Origin of the sequence: Pseudoalteromonas sp. meg-B1, from assembly GCF_003173795.1 — a bacterium.
GTDB classification, from domain to species: Bacteria; Pseudomonadota; Gammaproteobacteria; order Enterobacterales; family Alteromonadaceae; genus Pseudoalteromonas; species Pseudoalteromonas undina.
In genome coordinates, this window is sequence record NZ_QGQU01000010.1 from 1 (window position 1) to 16,423 (window position 16,423).

Here is a 16,423-nt window from a genome sequence, read left to right on the forward strand (position 1 = left end):
CGACTCACTGAGTAGCTCGTGCCTCGCTATGCGTTGCGCTCTGCCGTCTCAGTGGGGTCGCATTATAGGGAGATCCGAAAACAGATCAACCCTTTTTTGCAGAAAACTTGAAATAAATGACTGTTCGCTGGATATTTGAACGATAGGTGCTAAAAACACAACATAACTATCAATTTATTAACAATAAACGCGAAACTTAAGCTTTTAACCGTTATATCTACTTGAATAAGCTTTATTAAAACACTCGCAACTAAGATGATCATAATGATCACTAGCAATAATCTACCCGAATAGATCCCATATATAACAAAGTCTGGAAAATAAGACGCTGCAGCTAGCATACTGTTAATGTTACTACGGTGAATTGAAGTAGGTAAGAGTGATACCACAGTATTAATAAAATCACGGCTATTAATAGTGCCTACCTGAAGGTGGCTTTTGTTTATGTGTATTAGCAAAGCCTTAATATAAGTAGGAGTTACTGTTGCTCTATTTTAGGCAAAATAAAGCCCCGCATTTGCGAGGCTACTATTTATGCTACACCGTATTGATCCCGGTAAGCTTTTACCGCGGCTAAATGCTCATCCATAGTTCCTTGGAGCTCTAGGTAACTAATTAAATCAGCCAATTTAACGATTGAAGTAACTTGAGTATTAAAGTCACGTTCTACTTCTTGTATAGCAGAAAGCTCTGCTTTACCTTTTTCTTGACGATCAAGTGCAATTAAAACACCACTTAAATCTGCGCCATTATCCGCAATAATTTCCATTGACTCGCGAATAGCTGTACCGGCGGTGATCACATCATCAACTAACATGATCTTACCTTTAAGCTCAGATCCAACTAAGCTACCACCTTCACCGTGTGCTTTTTTCTCTTTACGGTTAAAACAATAAGGTACATCTTTATTATAATGATCAGCTAACGCAACTGCGGTTGTTGTTGCAATTGGAATACCTTTATAAGCAGGACCAAATAGTACATCATATTCAATTGCTGCATCTTCAAGTGCCGCTGCATAAAAGCGACCTAAGCGCGCTAAGTCACGACCTGTATTAAACAAGCCCGCATTAAAGAAGTAAGGGCTAGTACGGCCAGACTTTAAAGTAAACTCGCCAAACTTTAATACCTGCTTTTCTAAAGCAAACTCAATAAACTCTTTTTGATATTCTTTCATTGCCAGTTACCTATTTATGCTAGTGCTTGCTTTTGTACATCAATAATTTCACGAATTGAATGCTTAGCGAGTGTAAGTAGCTCATCAAGTTCGTCAAACGAGAAAGGTTCACCCTCAGCGGTTCCTTGTACCTCAATAATTTTACCGGTTTCAGTTAAAATTACATTCATGTCAGTTTCAGCGTCAGAATCTTCTAGGTATTCTAAATCGCTAATCGCTTGGCCTTTATATATACCAACAGAAATAGCAGCGATCATATGTTTAAGTGGGTTTGAGTTAATCATCCCTTTTGCACGCATATACGTTAGTGCATCAACTAGCGCAACGCATGCACCGCTGATAGACGCTGTACGTGTACCACCATCAGCTTGGATTACATCACAATCAATAGTAATTGTGTTTTCACCGAGTGCTTTTAGATCGATTGCTGCACGTAAAGAGCGAGCAATCAGACGCTGAATTTCCATTGTACGACCGCCCTGCTTACCTCGCGTTGCTTCACGACTATTACGTGTGTGTGTTGCGCGCGGTAACATGCCATATTCTGCGTTTACCCAACCTTTACCTTGGCCTTTCATAAAGCGTGGTACGCCAGCCTCAACTGTCGCAGTACAAAGTACCTTAGTGTTGCCAAACTCTACCAATACTGAACCTTCAGCATGCAGAGTGTAGTTACGTGTAAACGTAACCGGTCTAATTTGATTAGGTGTTCTTTCGCTTGGACGCATTGACGATCCCCTTAATTCTGAATTTGCCACATTATATGTTGATGTGAATACAGATGCCATGTTGATTTATATTAAAGTGTGTTTAAAAAACACTCAGCAGTGTTAAATTTTCTTTAGAGCTTGGGCAGTGTTACGGTATAATAATCGTAATATTGTATTTAAAAATGTAGGAAAACATCCATGATCCACAGTATGACAGCTTATGCGCGTCGCGAAATAAAAGGCGAATGGGGCACTGGCACGTGGGAAGTTCGCTCAGTGAACCAACGTTATCTTGAAACCTTTATTCGTGCACCAGAGCAATTTCGTGGCATGGAGCCCGTTATACGCGAGCGTCTGCGTAAGCACTTACAGCGTGGTAAGGTCGAAGTTTTCTTAAAATTTGTAGCAAACCCTGCACATGTTGGTGAATTATCAATTAATCAATCTCTTGCTGAGCAGCTAATTAATAGTGCTAAGTGGGTACAACAACAAAGCAATGGTGATATTAATCCTGTTGACATTTTGCGTTGGCCTGGCGTGATGGAAGCGCAAGAAATTGATATGGATAGTGTAAATACAGCGCTCATTACTGGGCTTGACCAAGTTATTGAAGACTTTAAATCGGCACGTGGTGATGAAGGTGCAAACCTTGAAGAAATGATAACTACACGATTAACCGCCATTTTAGAGCAAGTTGATATTGTTGAAGCCCACCTGCCAGAAATTACTAAATGGCAACGTGAAAAGTTAGTACAAAAACTTGAAGATTTAACAACAAATATTGATGAGTCACGTCTTGAACAAGAACTGATTTATCTTGCACAAAAGCAAGATGTAGCAGAAGAACTTGATCGTTTAAAATCGCACGTTAAAGAAACACGTAAAATTTTGAGTAAAGGTGGTGCTTGTGGTCGTCGTTTAGATTTTATGATGCAAGAGTTTAACCGTGAAGCAAATACCCTAGCCTCTAAATCAATCAACAGCGACATCACCAATGCTGCAGTTGAGCTAAAAGTATTGATAGAGCAAATGCGTGAGCAAATTCAGAATATCGAATAATTTATTTTCTGAATTCACACTCTCTAAAAAGCTCTTTATATAAGGGCTTTTCTATTTCTAGCTATTTCACATAATTCCTGTTAATTTAAAATAAGCGGTTACACGAATGGTTACTTACTTATCTTTGTGTAACCAATAAATCATGGCAATTCATAAGGTTTTGACAGTAAGTAAAGGTAAGGTTTTAAGAGGTTTTGTTGATCATTGGATAATCAGAACTTTAGGAATGTTGGGGGAAACGCTTATTTGAATGGCCTAAATGTTAAGTATTGTCAAGGTTATACAGTATGTACTTTCTTAGCCTGATGCTAAGTAATGATAAGGTTGAGAGATAAATGAAAGCTAATGGTAGTCGCTACACTCGTGAGTCATTGGGTGATAGTTTATACAAGAAGGTAACAACAAAAGGCGTGATCAGTTTTGAACTACGCTATACCATCAATGGTAGCCGTAAGTTTTATACGCTTAAGAACAGAACCAAAACATTAGCAAGAGAAGAAGCTGCTGAACTTAAAAGGCGCATTCGTGTTGATGATTTTGATCCCGTAGCTGAAGCTAAACGTGCTGAACAAATTGATATTAAGACTGTTGATGATCTATTCCTTGATTGGCAAAAAGGTAATGAGAAACGGTTAAAGCATTACAAAATACCAGCAAGAATCTACACGCAAAAAATAGCACCTTTTATCGGCACTTTGGCAATTGATAAAGTTAAGCCTATGGATATTAAGGCTATCATTGAAAAAGAAGCCGCTAAAGGCTTTTTAACTAGTGCTAACAAAACATTGATTCATGCTAAAAGCCTATTCAATCATGCTATTAAACTAGGTTTTATAACTAACAATCCGGCTTTTGCGTTTAACAATGATGATGCTGGCGGTAAAGAAAAACCCAGAGATAGAGCCTTATCCTTTGCTGAATTAAATCAAACTTTCTATATCTATAGAGAACATAGAGATCGGTTTACTCGCGATAACTATTTAGCTATCGCCTTACTTGTTTGTCTTGGCGTTCGTAAGTCAGAACTTATCGAAGCGAACTGGAAAGAATTTAACCTCAAAAAACAAGTATGGTCATTACCTGCGGAACGTTCAAAAACCAAAGCGCCAATTGATATCCCTTTGCCTGATCAAATACTACCTTGGTTAAAAGAGCTTGAGGTTAGGTCTTGTGGTTCTGGTTATCTTTTCCCAAGCCGTAAAGCGAGTAAAAGACCTTTTATTAGTAGTGATACTATTAACCATGCTGTTGCCAAAATGTTTGGTAAAAAAGTTGATGGCGGCACGAAACCTTCACCAAATGTAATGGATAATATATTACCATTTAATCCTCATGATTTAAGACGTACCTGTAGATCTTTACTTGCTGAACTTGGAACATCGCCACATATCGCTGAAAAGTGCCTGAATCACAAAATAAGAGGTGTTGAGGGTATTTATGACCGTCATGCTTACTTTGATGAAAGAATGGAAGCGTTAACCCAATTAGCGGCTCATATTGCTCCTATGGTAAACGGTGAAAGCAATGTAGTTAAGATGGTGAAGTAATGGCTAAAACCTTAGAGGAAATAATCTTAAGTATTTTAGATTCTTCTGAAGCTGATAACTTAGTTTTTGGCCAAGAAGATAGTCAGTTAGCAATGGAGTTATTTGAATCAGTTCAAACTTGTTTAAATTTTGTCTCAGAGGATAAAAGTATAGATAGAGGTTTTCCCGAGGCCGATATTTACATTGAATTAGAAAATACATTCAATATTTTGTTAGAACAACAGAACTCAACAACTGGTTATCAAATAGATCCTGTGGCTATAGCCTTTTTTAAGTTAGGTCAGTCTGTAGGTCGCCAACAAGTTTTAAGGCGTAATATTTTGCCTTTAAGAAAGGTTATTGAAGATCGATTAAAGAAACAAGAGCAGGGAGAACTAGCTAAGCGTAAAAAGCTTGGTGTTGATTATGTAGCGACTGTATTACTGGATGAATATGTTAAGAAAAAACCTTCCGAATATCGACAGAAGTCATCAGATCTTAGTCAGTTTGCTAGGGCAAAGTTAAAAGAACAGCTAATCAGTCACTTTTTGAAAGGAACTTCTAATGCCAAACTAGTAGGTTATTCTATTGGTGAAACAGGAAGCGCCAGTAAATTGAATAAAGCATTAGAAAGAAAAATCAATAATGAAAAAATAGACTGGCCTGAAGAGATTATTACACAGCTTGAAATAAAATTATCCTAAACAGACAAGCCCCCTTAGGGATTATAACTTAACGATAAATCAATATTTACCTCGTGAATTCAATCAAAATCAATCGAGGTAAATACAATGAATTACAAAGAGCCCACCCAAGTACAACGCGCTAAAATATTAGCCGCTTCAAATGAAACAGAAACGCTTTGCCATGAAAAAGAGCATCGAGAAATAACCAAAGTTAGTTCGCCAACTTGGTGGAGGTGGCAGCATCAAGGTAAAGCCTTACCTAATAAAATTAAGCTGTCTTCAAACCGCTCAGCGTGGCGTAAAAGCTCTCTCCTTTGGTTCATCCATCTTCTTGAGTCAACTCAGAAGGTAGAGTAGCCATGATCACCAAACAAGAAATAATACTGTCAGCCTTAATTGAGCGCGGTGAAAAAGGCTTAAATGCTGAAGAAGCAATTAATATCGGTTCGACTTGTTTAAATAGTGATGTTTCTGCTTTAGGCAAGCTTGATTTACTAATATTGAGAAAGTGGGAAATCTTGCCGAGAAAGCAAGGCGGCACCAAGCGGTATATGCGCTATTGGCTTGATGAGAAAAATATTATCAAGGCTAATGAACTGATTAATTTTTGGAAAATTAAGCGAAAAATTAAAAGGTAAAAAATTATGCGGTTTTGTCTCCGCGGTTTTGTCCCCTTCAAGTTAAGAAAGCCCTTTTAATATGAGGGCTAGCTTATTTTCCAATTTATAAATTAATGCGGTTTTTTCTATTATCTATGGAACCAATTACTAATCCTAAAGTAGTTATAAAGAAAACTGCCAACAGGAAATACATTTCGTATAAATCAACTTTTTCATATCGTGGTGAATTATTAATAGTTAACGCTAAAAAGTCAGGCTTATACACTTCAGTTCTTCGCAAGATAATCGAGCAGTTAGATTGTAGTTTAGAGCTTTATAAACGAGTGCTATTAGTTCGATTTGATCTCCATCAGGAGCATTACACTAAAGATAACGAGCGAATGACAAAATTTAAAAAACGATTATTTAAGAGGCTTAAAAAGAAGTATGAAACTAATTCTATTGGTTATGTTTGGGTTCGTGAACACGAAAAACCTAAGACACAACACTATCATTGGGCTATATGGATTGATGGCGACAAAATTCGCCACTCTAAAAAATTGTTACCTATCATCAAATCCATTTGGGAAGATATGTCGGGAACTTCTCCAACAATTAAGAATCCATATTATTTTATTGATAATTCAGAACAAAGAGCTGAAGCAATCTACCGCCTATCCTATTTAGCAAAAGCTAGGGGAAAAACGGCAAGACCCGATCAAACGAAAGATTATTCAACCAGCCGTATTAGATAAATGCTATTATCGAAGTCATTTATTTTTAATCTGAATTTTATGTTATATGAAAAAGTTAATACTCATACTCCTTTTTCTATCTGGTTGTTCTGATCGTGAATCAGTACCTACTGTAGAGGAGCCCGTAGTAGAAAGTTACTTTATATCTGTTGATGTAAATGGTTTATCGGGAACCATTATCATTAAAAATGAAGATGAATTTTTATCCATATCTGATGATGGTAATTATCTATTCGCAAATGAATTACTTATTAATGATGATTATGATGTGACAATAGATTCCTTACCAGAAGGCCAAGTTTGCGCTGTTAATTACAGTAGTGGTAATTATGAAACTATATTGAAGCAAAACGTTCATGTTAAGTGTATGCCCAATATGCTTTCATTAAAAGGTTCCGCATACGGTTTATCCGAAGGACAAGAAATATCATTCAACACTAGTAACATAGCAAATGAACGTATTCACCAGTTATTGTATTCGGATACAAACCTTTTAGACTTTCATGATACTGCTATGGAGTCTATTTCCACTGTGGCAGGCCTATTTGTAAAAGATTCTGGTATAAATGCTTATTACGGTGTGACAAGAAGTGGAGAGTATTGCCGATTATTTCGCTATAACTTGAACACTAAAAAAATTGATTTGATTAAGGAGATTAGTTCTTCCGCAGGCTCTTGGAGTATCAAACGAAGTGGTGATAATCTATATATAGGGACATATAACTCACCATCAATATACAAATTTAATCTATTTTCCAATGATATGCTCCTGTTAGCTGAAATTCCAGATGAACAATATATTTGGGATCTTATTGAAAAAGATGGTGTAATTTATATAGGAACATACCCTTCGGCAAAGCTATTTTCGCTAAACATTGAAAATAAAGAATTGGTCGACCTTGGAATGATGAGCGAAAGACCAGAGGCTAAGTATATTCGCTCTTTAGCTAGTAATAATCAGAAAATTTATACGGGTTTAGGAACGCATGCTGAACTAATCGAATATGATATTTCTAGTAAAGTTAAAACTCAAATACCGCTACCAGAAAACAACCAAGATAGTTTTGTTTACCAATTAAAAGTACATTCAAATCTGTTATTTATAGGTCTATCTCCTTCGACAGACGTGCTTGTTTATGATTTAGACGCTAAACAATATATTTACCATTTGAAAGATATCATCACGCAACCTATATCTCAGCCAACATTTAACTCTGAAACCTTCCAATTTTCCTTTAGAGGTTATGTATTAGAGTATGAACAGAGTGAAAATATTTTAAGAAGGGTCTCTTTGGACTTTGGTGTTGAGCCTCATTTTATAAATGAAACTGAAATAGCATCTGTAAATGAAAATGGACTCTATTTTGAAGCAACATACCAAGGAGAAAGAACTACTGAAGTTGATTTCTTAAATACTGGTTTAAAAGGGATTCCTGCTATTCCTTATTCAATGACTTCTTATCAGTGTAAAGTATTTATTGGAGAGAGAAGGATTCGATCTATTGACTTAAAATATAATGAGAGTTTTTATCATTTAATTTTTGGCGAACCTAAAGCTATGTCAGTATTGGGAGGGGAACTTTATACAGCCAATTATACAGGAGCTCAAATATGGAAATACCCGATGCACCTATTTGAGCAAGGTAAAGCTCAATCATTAGATGATGAAAGTTATTTGTTTTTGAAATTGGGAAATAATCAAAATAGACCATTATCAATGGATTCAAATAAGAACAGTTTAGTTATAGGAACTGAACCCCACTACGGAACGTACGGTGGAGCTCTCACAGTTATTACCCCTTCTATAAATGAACAATTCACACGGGTTAATGTTGTAGAAAGTCACTCTGTGAGCTCCGTCACTTTTGATAGAGATGATAATAATATTGTCTATGTTGGAACAAGTGATCGAGGGGGGACAGGTTCCACGCCACTAAACGAGAGTGCTTATTTCGTTAAATGGAATTTAATTGAACAATCAGAAGTTTTCAGGATTCAACCAGATATAAACACTTATAAAATCATAAAGATAATATCTATGGCAGATGGTGATAGTATTTTAGCTTTAACAGAAGGTGGGATAATAATTCTAATCGATAAGAATGCTGGTGAAGTTAAAAAGAAATCAGAAAAGGTTTATCGAGATATAATGTATTCGATAGATGGAAATATCTATGGCATTGATGAGACGTCCATTTATAAAATAGATAGATTAACTCTCAAAGAAAGTCTTTTGGCTGATGGATTTAGCAACTTAAGTTTTTTAATAGAAGACGCTGTTACGGGAAATATTTTCTTTATTGATGGTTACACATTGTATTCACTATTTTTTTCTACTCAGCGATGTGATTCTTAGCACAACTGGTTACACGAACGGTTACACAATAAACAAACAGTCAATAACAGTTAGGTTAACAACCTGTTATTTATAACGTTAATATCTAATAACCAATATTCAAATTCAGAATATTGAATAACAAACTATAACGTTAGAAAAGGCCATGATTATTCCTAATTATGGCCTTTTTTATTACCGGCTATAAAAGCGTACTTAAAGAGGCTTTTAAAGTTTCAAACTTAATAGGCTTGGTAAGCACTTTATTAACACCTACTTTAAAACATGATGCCTTGTCATCGTTTGAAGCATTTGCGGTTAGTGCAAAAATAGGAATATCACTAAACAGCTCATGACGAATATGCTGCGTGGCGCTTAGTCCATCCATGGTCGGCATCATGATGTCCATTAAAATTAAATCAAAATGTTTGAGTTTCATAAACTCAATTGCTTCCACTCCATCATTTGCAATCGTGACTTTGTGATTTAGCTTTTGTAAAAACGCCTTAATAAGCACTTGATTGGTTTTATTATCTTCAGCAACCAGAACTGATAGTACAGGCTGTTTTGATGAAAACTCGGGTTTAATTTCATCAATAATCGCTTCTTTAAATGGCAGTAAAATAGTAAACGTACTACCTAGCCCTAACTGCGTTTCAACATTAATAGAGCCGCCCATAAGTTCAATTAGATTTTTTGAAATACTGAGGCCTAACCCTACTCCTTCATTTTTTCTGTTTATACCTTCGTTAACTTGTCGAAACGGCTGAAATATAAAGCTTAGATCTTTCTTTGCAATGCCTACCCCTGAATCTTCGATAGTAAATTTTAGTTTGTCATCTACAATATTTGCACATAATGCAATATGTCCTGAGTGAGTAAACTTGAATGCGTTGCCAATGAGATTAAATAGTATCTGCCCCAGCCTAAATTCATCACCCATAATATAGGTAGGGATATCGTCATTAATCGAAACTGAAAAAATAATATCTTCACTGTCTTCAATAATATGCAATTGCCCAACGATATTCTCAATAAGCAGTTTTACATTTAGCGGTTTATTGGCGATTAATACAGTCCCTGATTCAATTTTTGAAAAATCTAATACGTCGGTAATTAATCCATAAAGAATATCAGCACTAGAGTTTGCATAATTCAACCATTGACGTTGCTCTTGAGTTAAATCGGTATCTATTAATAACTCTATCATCCCCATAATCGCATTCATGGGGGTTCTTATTTCATGCGACATGATGGTTAAAAATTTTGTTTTTGTTTTACTGGCTTCCTCAGCTTTAAGCTTTTCATTTTCAAGTGCAGTCTCTCGCTCTTTTGAGACTGTGATATCTTTGGCAATACCTAAATAGCCAATGAAATTTCCGTTTTCGTCAAATTGCGACTTACCATTGAGCGATACCCACAAAGGTATCGGGGCCTTAACCTCAAATTCAAAACCATTAAAATCCTCATGCTCAGCGACTAGCGCAGCAAAAGCTTGCCATTTCAGCGTGTTTTTTTGCTCATTTTTAGTACGCAAAGACTCAATGGTTTTATTAATAAATATTTGCGCATAGGTATTATCTTCTCTTTCTAAATTGTTAACGCTGGTAAAGGTCATATCTGGCTCGGTTCGCCAAAACCACTCACTGGCTAATTCTTTAAATAAAGTAGAAAGCTGAGAAAACTTATCAAGTAGTAAAACAGATTGATGGGTTTGCGCATGTAACTTATTTAATTGAAGAAAAGCGTGAAATACTTGCTGAAGAAACAAAATTATTGAGTGTGAAGCTAAGATATTATGGTTAACATTATTGATCACATGGGTGAAAATAAATAAGCACTGCTCTTTACCCGTATCAATCCCGATTAACAGCGCTGTCTTTTTATTCTGGTTATTCACCTTTTCTGATAAAGCAAATAATTGTTCTGGCAAGGGATTGCAACTATATGAATAACCTTTTTTTAGAGCCTGAATAAATGCAGCACATGGTGGCCATGTTTTCTCATAAAAATCGATATTAGTTGTACCGATAGTTAAAAAATGATGATGTGTTTTCTTTAAAACTATGCAGTCTTGGTATTGAAGCAATGGCTGTAGTAAAGCTGACATAGTGGCTAAAATATCAATTTCATCATCACACTGGTGCAATAACGCTAACTGCTTCTGTAGTTCCGTAAGAGTCATTAATTCATTACGTTGCATACCCATTCCCTCAGCTAAAATGCATCGCGTTTTGCAAAAAATACCAAAATCGATGTTATGACTAATAAATATAGAACAAAATTTAATATAAATCATTGAGTTATTTTTTTGGCACGATGGAATGATTTCTGCTTTATTAATATAAATAAATACATTAAGGCATAGCTATGAAGATAGTATGTATTGGTGGGGGTCACGGATTAGCGCAAGTATTAAGTGCGATAAAACCCTTATGTAGCCACCTAACAGCGATTGTAGCGACTACTGATAATGGTGGTAGCACTGGACGCATTAGAGAGGAGCAAAATTGTATCGCTTTAGGTGATATAAGGCGCTGCTGTGTTCAACTTGCCGGTGAAGGTACCCAAGCCCAGGCTATGTATGAACATAGGTTTACTCATGGTGATATGGCGGGTCATTGCTTAGGAAATTTAACACTGCTGGGGTTAATCCAGCAAACACAGTCTCCCACTGAAGCTATTGCTGCTTTTAACCATTTGCTTGGTAACAAAGAGACTGTGTTGCCTATGTCTGATTTACCCACAGATTTAGTAGCCGAGCTAAACAATGGTGAAAAAATATTTGGTGAATGCGCGATTGATGCCTTAAACGAGCTACCAAGCACCGTTTACTTATCAAAAGCAGTGCCGCCAGCAACAGGTACTATTGAGGCTATTTTAGATGCCGATTTAATAATCATTGGCCCAGGGAGTATTATTACTAGCGTAATGCCTGCTTTTTTAATTACAGAAATCACTGAAGCAATAAAAAAAACCTCTGCGTGTAGAGTATTTATTGAAAACACAGCGCAAGAAAGCAGCGTGATGCAACATACAAAAATTGCCGGCATTGACTGGTTACAAAAGAAGCTCGCCACTAAAGTATATGATTTAAGTATTTCTCCTTCTGCCATTATCGAAATTTTACAACAGGGAGAGAAGTGTAAGGAAACAGGCAAGCATTTACATAATATTAATGAACTAAAAAATGTATTTTCAGAGTTATTAAAAAGCTCTTTTAATACTGAAAAACACGCTTAATGATTTTGGGTAAGTTCTCTCATATGTTCGAAGGTTTTTTTACTTTGTGCATCAGCTAACTTTAAGAGGGTTACAACCTCGGTGTCTAAGCCATTGACCTTAACTTGCTGCTCAATAAGCTGGCACGTTTGCGCTAATCTTGTTGCACCAAAACTATAACCGCTACTTTTTAAGCTATGAGCGCACAGTTCAATTTCTGCGGCATCGGTTGAGGAAAGCATTTGTATAACCAACTTTTTAGACTCATCAACAAAAACGTTTATCAGTTCAACGGCTGTGCTATCACCAACATCATATTTTAATTGTTCAATTACAGATGTATCTATCATAATTTTCTTTTGGAGCTCATTGTGAATAATCAGATTATATTGTTTGTAGACTCTTCAATGATTGGTGGTATTGAAACTCATATTATAGAGTTATACAAGCTGCTTCACAAAAATCAGGTTAGTTGTTCAATTTTATTTTATAAAAATCATGGGAATAATGAGTTTTACGAGTTACTTGATAAGCAAAGCATACAGTATAATTTTCTGCAAGGTACACTCATTAGTTTAATCAAGCGGTTTCACAGTTACGATCGCAATACAGTTATTCACACCCATGGATACAAAGCCGGTATTTTAGGGCGTTTAGTTTGTAAAATCACAAATAAGCATTGTGTTAGTACCTATCACGCGGGGGAAACTGGCAAAGGAAAGATGTGGCTTTATAACAGACTAGATTTATGGCTTAGTCGATTATCAACCAACTTTGCTGTATCTGAAAAAATAATTAAAACAATAACAAATGCTCAATTACTGGAAAACTTCATAGCAATAACCGAACCTCCCAGCACTGATTTTGCACAACCGTTACTTAGAATCGGGTTTGTTGGGCGCTTATCTTATGAAAAAGGCCCTGATATATTTTATGAGTTAGCTGAAAGTATGCAGACTAATAAGCAGGTGCAGTTTCACCTTTTTGGTGATGGCCCGATGCGTGATCGTATTCCACAGCTAAACAACCTTAATTACCATGGTTTAACACCCCGAGACGATATTTGGCAACATTTAGATGCCCTACTTATTTGCTCAAGAGAAGAAGGGCTTCCTATGACGCTTCTAGAGAGTATGGCGCATTATAAAATTGTTATTAGCAGCCCTGTGGGTGCTATTCCTAGCATTATAAACAATGGGGTTAATGGCTTTTTAATGAAATCAGCAAATACACTAGAGTGCCAACAATCGATAGAAGCATTACTTGCCTTATCTACAACGCAAAAAAGCGAAATGGCACACTCAGCATACACTATGCTTGAGGAGCGTTTTTCAGGTAGAAAACAATTTAACTTGCTGCAAAATGCCTATACAGCAAAAACAATATTATAAATTTTCTTCCCACCCTTTAATTTTTCGGTACAGGGTTGAAGGGCTTACATCTAAAAGAGCGGCAGCTTTGGGAATATTAGTTGCGCATATTTTTATGACCCGCTCTATATATTCTTTTTCGGCGATCCATAAAGCCTTAACCTCACTTTCAACCTGCGGTAACTCTTCAAACTCTTGAACTGGTAACGATGTATGTTGCTCTTTAACCAGCCCATCGTTACCTGACTCTTTTTGCGGGCTTTGTGGCAATGCAGGTAGCATAGATACATCAATCCACTCTTGTGGGTTAAGCACTAAAATATTACGGATCACATTTTCCAGCTGCCTAACATTACCAGGCCAATCGTATTGTGCTAAAAAGTGCTTCACATCATCGGTTATCCCTTTATAAGGATGTTGCTCTTCCTTAGCTATTTTAATAAATAGCGCTTGCGCTATTTCGATAATATCTCTGCCACGCTCTCTAAGTGGTGGCAGCTCAATAGGAATAACATGCAGCCTGTAATATAAATCTTCTCTAAATCGACCTGCCTCAACCTCAGCAAGCGGGTTTCTATTGGTTGCACAAACAAATCTCACATCAACCTTAACTTGTTTTTCGCTACCGACTTGTTGATAAGTACCTGTTTGAATAAAACGAAGTAATTTACTTTGTAAATTAATATCCATTTCACATAACTCATCTAAAAACAATGTCCCCCCATCCGCCTGCCCTGCAGCACCCAATCGGTTTGCAATTGCTCCAGTAAAGGCACCTTTTAAATGGCCAAATATTTCACTTTCAATCAAATCTTTGGGGATAGCAGCACAATTAAGTGCAACAAAGGGCTTGTCGGCACGATTAGAGGCTTGATGAACTGCCCGTGCACATAGCTCTTTGCCAGTACCACTTTCACCGGTAATAAAGACTGTAGCTTTACTCGCTGCAGCAGAGCTAATAACTTGATACACCGATTGCATTTGCTTGGAGCTACCAATCAAGTCAAAGTAACGGCCATTTTCATAAATATTTTTATACTTGGTAACCGTTTGTTTTAAATCTTTTATTTTGAGAGTGTTGTTAATAGTTATACGAAAACGTTCTGCCTCTACAGGCTTTTCTAAAAAATCACTAGCGCCTAACTTAATCGCTTGAATCGCCATTTCTTTGGTAGCATGCCCAGTTAATACAACAACTTGCGGAAAGTTATCAGGTTCTAGCTGAGCTAGAATATCTAGCCCGTTCATGTCGGGTAACATGACATCAAGCACTATCAGGTCGGGTTTTATTTTATTAATAATATCAAGAGCGGTTGCCCCATCATTTGCCACCAGTGTGTTTACACCTGTCGGTAAAAGATAAGACTGATACATCATAGCAAGCGACTGGGTGTCTTCTACAATCAGTATTGTTGGTGGCATAATCCCATTCCTTTTAGCGACTCGCTAAGAATTATTTAGAGAAAAAATATTAACTTATGGATATTAAGTTAACTATACATAGTTAATTAAATCAAATTCAATTGATGATTATTAATGAGGCATCATCCACTTCTTTAGAAAGCGCAACCTGTGAATTTTTCCATAACGAGTGTGCAAAATCCTCTGCTGAGGAGCTTTGCATAGGGATGATTTTTTTTAATTCAGTCATTTCGTCTTTATCGGTAAAGCGGTTATCCGTCCAACCATCAGTGTAAAGTATAATGTGTTCAACATTATCGAGCTTGGCTTCATATAAAGTATATTGATGATCATTAGACAGCCCAAGCAATGGTCCGGTACCATTTAGCTGAGATAGCTCACCATTTTTACTGATAATAACCGGTGCGGGATGGCCAGCATTGAGCCAATACAACTTATTATTTTCTAAAAAACAAATCATTAAAGTGACTAAGCTTGATTTACATAATTGCTGTTTATAAAGCGCATTATTCAGCGCAACGAGCATTTCTTGATACGCTAACCCGGTCGCTAAAAAGCCACTTATAAAACCTTTTATAGCAAAGCTTTCTTTGAGCGCTTGTAAGCCATGACCCATCATATCACCGAGTATAAAAGCAGTACCTTCATCATTTATTGGCATAAAAAAGTCACCGCCATTCCCCAAACTAATAGAGCCAAAAATATGCGCTGTTTTACCATGCCCTAAAAGCACTTTAGAAGGTGTTAATCCGAATGTACTTTGATAGGACAAGTATGCAAATCGATGAGTTACTCGCTCTATGCTTTGTAATAACTTATTTTTTTTAACTGGTTTTATTAAGTAATCATCAACCCCTAATCGATTAATTTTACTGATCACTTCTTCGCTATCATCGCCAGTTAACATCACCACCGATAACTGAGATTTTAAATTCGATTTATTAAGCTTTTCCAGTAATGGCTCACACGTTCCTTGTTTAAGTTTATGATCAAGTAACAATATACTAGCATCAGAGGTTAAAATAGCTTGCCAACCAGCCTCTATGTTTTCGCAGGTGATGACATTAAATTTATCTTTTAGGTAGGCGCTCATTAATGCCAACTGAGTGATGTCATCGTCGACATAAATAATACTCGGTCGCTTATCAATGTTAGTTAAAGGAAAAGAAAAATAGTTTTTACCTGCTCGCGTGTCATAGGTAGCATCAGCAAAGTAATGGCGAATAAGCTCGACCCCCATCCCTCCTTCTACCAACTCATCCGATGCTAATGTCCATGATGAGTTGTTTTGTTTAAATAAATTATAAGGCTTAAGTTCATCTATAAAAGTTAATTGGTAAGTATCATGATTTATTTGGTTAATACGCAACATTATAAGCTGCTCATCGCCCTCATTATGGCGAATTAAGTTAGTTAGGTATTCGGTTGCGACTAAGCCTGCTGCATCCGCTTCATCTCTGGTCACCGATAAAGCGCCCAGTACATGCTTAAGTACTTGGCGTATTTCAGTTAAGGTCGGCCATAATAATTCAAAACGCCGCTCAAATAATATATCCATAAAA

The 16,423-nt window shown here is 36.6% G+C and carries 15 protein-coding genes; 9 read left to right on the top strand and 6 right to left on the bottom strand.

Going from position 1 to position 16,423, the window contains the following annotated elements; translation table 11 throughout:
• Positions 1 to 532: 532 nt before the first annotated feature.
• Both pyrE and rph read right to left on the bottom strand, forming a co-directional pair.
• A complete protein-coding gene (gene pyrE, locus DK924_RS18350; RefSeq protein WP_054202965.1) occupies positions 533 to 1,177 on the bottom strand; it encodes an orotate phosphoribosyltransferase in 645 nt (214 codons plus the stop codon).
• A 14-nt stretch (positions 1,178 to 1,191) separates the two neighbouring features.
• A complete protein-coding gene (gene rph / locus DK924_RS18355; RefSeq protein ID WP_008111261.1) occupies positions 1,192 to 1,905 on the bottom strand; it encodes a ribonuclease PH in 714 nt (237 codons plus the stop codon).
• 180 nt (positions 1,906 to 2,085) lie between these two features.
• Between rph and DK924_RS18360 the strand changes: the two genes are divergently transcribed.
• From DK924_RS18360 to DK924_RS18390, 7 genes are all read left to right on the top strand, one after another.
• Positions 2,086 to 2,946: a YicC/YloC family endoribonuclease gene (locus DK924_RS18360; RefSeq protein ID WP_109875843.1), complete on the top strand. Its 861-nt coding sequence runs from the start codon at positions 2,086 to 2,088 to the stop codon at positions 2,944 to 2,946.
• Between the two features lie 335 nt (positions 2,947 to 3,281).
• A complete protein-coding gene (locus tag DK924_RS18365; protein WP_109875844.1) occupies positions 3,282 to 4,493 on the top strand; it encodes a site-specific integrase in 1,212 nt (403 codons plus the stop codon).
• Entirely contained in the window at positions 4,493 to 5,176 is a 684-nt protein-coding gene (locus DK924_RS18370) for a hypothetical protein (RefSeq protein ID WP_109875845.1), read from the top strand. Before DK924_RS18365 ends, DK924_RS18370 begins: the two co-directional genes overlap by 1 nt.
• Before the next feature lie 87 nt (positions 5,177 to 5,263).
• Positions 5,264 to 5,515, top strand: coding sequence for an AlpA family transcriptional regulator (locus tag DK924_RS18375; protein ID WP_109875846.1), 252 nt, complete (start codon positions 5,264 to 5,266; stop codon positions 5,513 to 5,515).
• 2 nt (positions 5,516 to 5,517) lie between these two features.
• Positions 5,518 to 5,796, top strand: coding sequence for a hypothetical protein (locus DK924_RS18380; protein ID WP_109875847.1), 279 nt, complete (start codon positions 5,518 to 5,520; stop codon positions 5,794 to 5,796).
• Positions 5,797 to 5,912: 116 nt separating this feature from the next.
• Positions 5,913 to 6,512 (top strand): inovirus-type Gp2 protein, encoded by a 600-nt coding sequence (locus DK924_RS18385; protein WP_181388790.1) that lies wholly within the window; start codon positions 5,913 to 5,915, stop codon positions 6,510 to 6,512.
• A gap of 46 nt (positions 6,513 to 6,558) precedes the next feature.
• Entirely contained in the window at positions 6,559 to 8,868 is a 2,310-nt protein-coding gene (locus DK924_RS18390) for a hypothetical protein (RefSeq protein WP_109875849.1), read from the top strand.
• A 181-nt stretch (positions 8,869 to 9,049) separates the two neighbouring features.
• Here the strand turns inward: DK924_RS18390 and DK924_RS18395 are convergent, their stop codons facing one another.
• Entirely contained in the window at positions 9,050 to 11,050 is a 2,001-nt protein-coding gene (locus tag DK924_RS18395) for an ATP-binding protein (protein WP_109875872.1), read from the bottom strand.
• Between the two features lie 167 nt (positions 11,051 to 11,217).
• Between DK924_RS18395 and yvcK the strand changes: the two genes are divergently transcribed.
• Positions 11,218 to 12,090: a uridine diphosphate-N-acetylglucosamine-binding protein YvcK gene (gene yvcK / locus DK924_RS18400; protein WP_109875850.1), complete on the top strand. Its 873-nt coding sequence runs from the start codon at positions 11,218 to 11,220 to the stop codon at positions 12,088 to 12,090.
• Here the strand turns inward: yvcK and DK924_RS18405 are convergent.
• Complete coding sequence (locus tag DK924_RS18405) at positions 12,087 to 12,419, bottom strand: Hpt domain-containing protein (protein WP_109875851.1); 333 nt, start codon at positions 12,417 to 12,419, stop codon at positions 12,087 to 12,089. The genes yvcK and DK924_RS18405 overlap by 4 nt on opposite strands.
• Before the next feature lie 21 nt (positions 12,420 to 12,440).
• Here DK924_RS18405 and DK924_RS18410 point away from each other — a divergent pair, with 21 nt between their 5' ends.
• Entirely contained in the window at positions 12,441 to 13,460 is a 1,020-nt protein-coding gene (locus DK924_RS18410; protein ID WP_109875852.1) for a glycosyltransferase family 4 protein, read from the top strand.
• Here the strand turns inward: DK924_RS18410 and DK924_RS18415 are convergent.
• A complete protein-coding gene (locus DK924_RS18415) occupies positions 13,455 to 14,861 on the bottom strand; it encodes a sigma-54 dependent transcriptional regulator (RefSeq protein WP_109875853.1) in 1,407 nt (468 codons plus the stop codon). The two genes, DK924_RS18410 and DK924_RS18415, sit on opposite strands and share 6 nt — an antisense overlap.
• 97 nt (positions 14,862 to 14,958) lie before the next feature.
• Positions 14,959 to 16,419 carry a SpoIIE family protein phosphatase gene (locus DK924_RS18420; protein WP_109875854.1) on the bottom strand — a complete coding sequence of 487 codons (1,461 nt, stop codon included), beginning with the start codon at positions 16,417 to 16,419 and terminating at the stop codon, positions 14,959 to 14,961.
• Positions 16,420 to 16,423 lie beyond the last annotated feature (4 nt).

What these genes read in the sequence shown, in the direction of transcription:
- pyrE (WP_054202965.1), bottom strand. Translation starts at nt 1,177, where the DNA reads ATGAAAGAATATCAAAAAGAGTTTATTGAGTTTGCTTTAGAAAAGCAG.
- rph (WP_008111261.1), bottom strand. Translation starts at nt 1,905, where the DNA reads ATGCGTCCAAGCGAAAGAACACCTAATCAAATTAGACCGGTTACGTTT.
- DK924_RS18360 (WP_109875843.1), top strand. Translation starts at nt 2,086, where the DNA reads ATGATCCACAGTATGACAGCTTATGCGCGTCGCGAAATAAAAGGCGAA.
- DK924_RS18365 (WP_109875844.1), top strand. Translation starts at nt 3,282, where the DNA reads ATGAAAGCTAATGGTAGTCGCTACACTCGTGAGTCATTGGGTGATAGT.
- DK924_RS18370 (WP_109875845.1), top strand. Translation starts at nt 4,493, where the DNA reads ATGGCTAAAACCTTAGAGGAAATAATCTTAAGTATTTTAGATTCTTCT.
- DK924_RS18375 (WP_109875846.1), top strand. Translation starts at nt 5,264, where the DNA reads ATGAATTACAAAGAGCCCACCCAAGTACAACGCGCTAAAATATTAGCC.
- DK924_RS18380 (WP_109875847.1), top strand. Translation starts at nt 5,518, where the DNA reads ATGATCACCAAACAAGAAATAATACTGTCAGCCTTAATTGAGCGCGGT.
- DK924_RS18385 (WP_181388790.1), top strand. Translation starts at nt 5,913, where the DNA reads ATGGAACCAATTACTAATCCTAAAGTAGTTATAAAGAAAACTGCCAAC.
- DK924_RS18390 (WP_109875849.1), top strand. Translation starts at nt 6,559, where the DNA reads ATGAAAAAGTTAATACTCATACTCCTTTTTCTATCTGGTTGTTCTGAT.
- DK924_RS18395 (WP_109875872.1), bottom strand. Translation starts at nt 11,050, where the DNA reads ATGCAACGTAATGAATTAATGACTCTTACGGAACTACAGAAGCAGTTA.
- yvcK (WP_109875850.1), top strand. Translation starts at nt 11,218, where the DNA reads ATGAAGATAGTATGTATTGGTGGGGGTCACGGATTAGCGCAAGTATTA.
- DK924_RS18405 (WP_109875851.1), bottom strand. Translation starts at nt 12,419, where the DNA reads ATGATAGATACATCTGTAATTGAACAATTAAAATATGATGTTGGTGAT.
- DK924_RS18415 (WP_109875853.1), bottom strand. Translation starts at nt 14,861, where the DNA reads ATGCCACCAACAATACTGATTGTAGAAGACACCCAGTCGCTTGCTATG.
- DK924_RS18420 (WP_109875854.1), bottom strand. Translation starts at nt 16,419, where the DNA reads ATGGATATATTATTTGAGCGGCGTTTTGAATTATTATGGCCGACCTTA.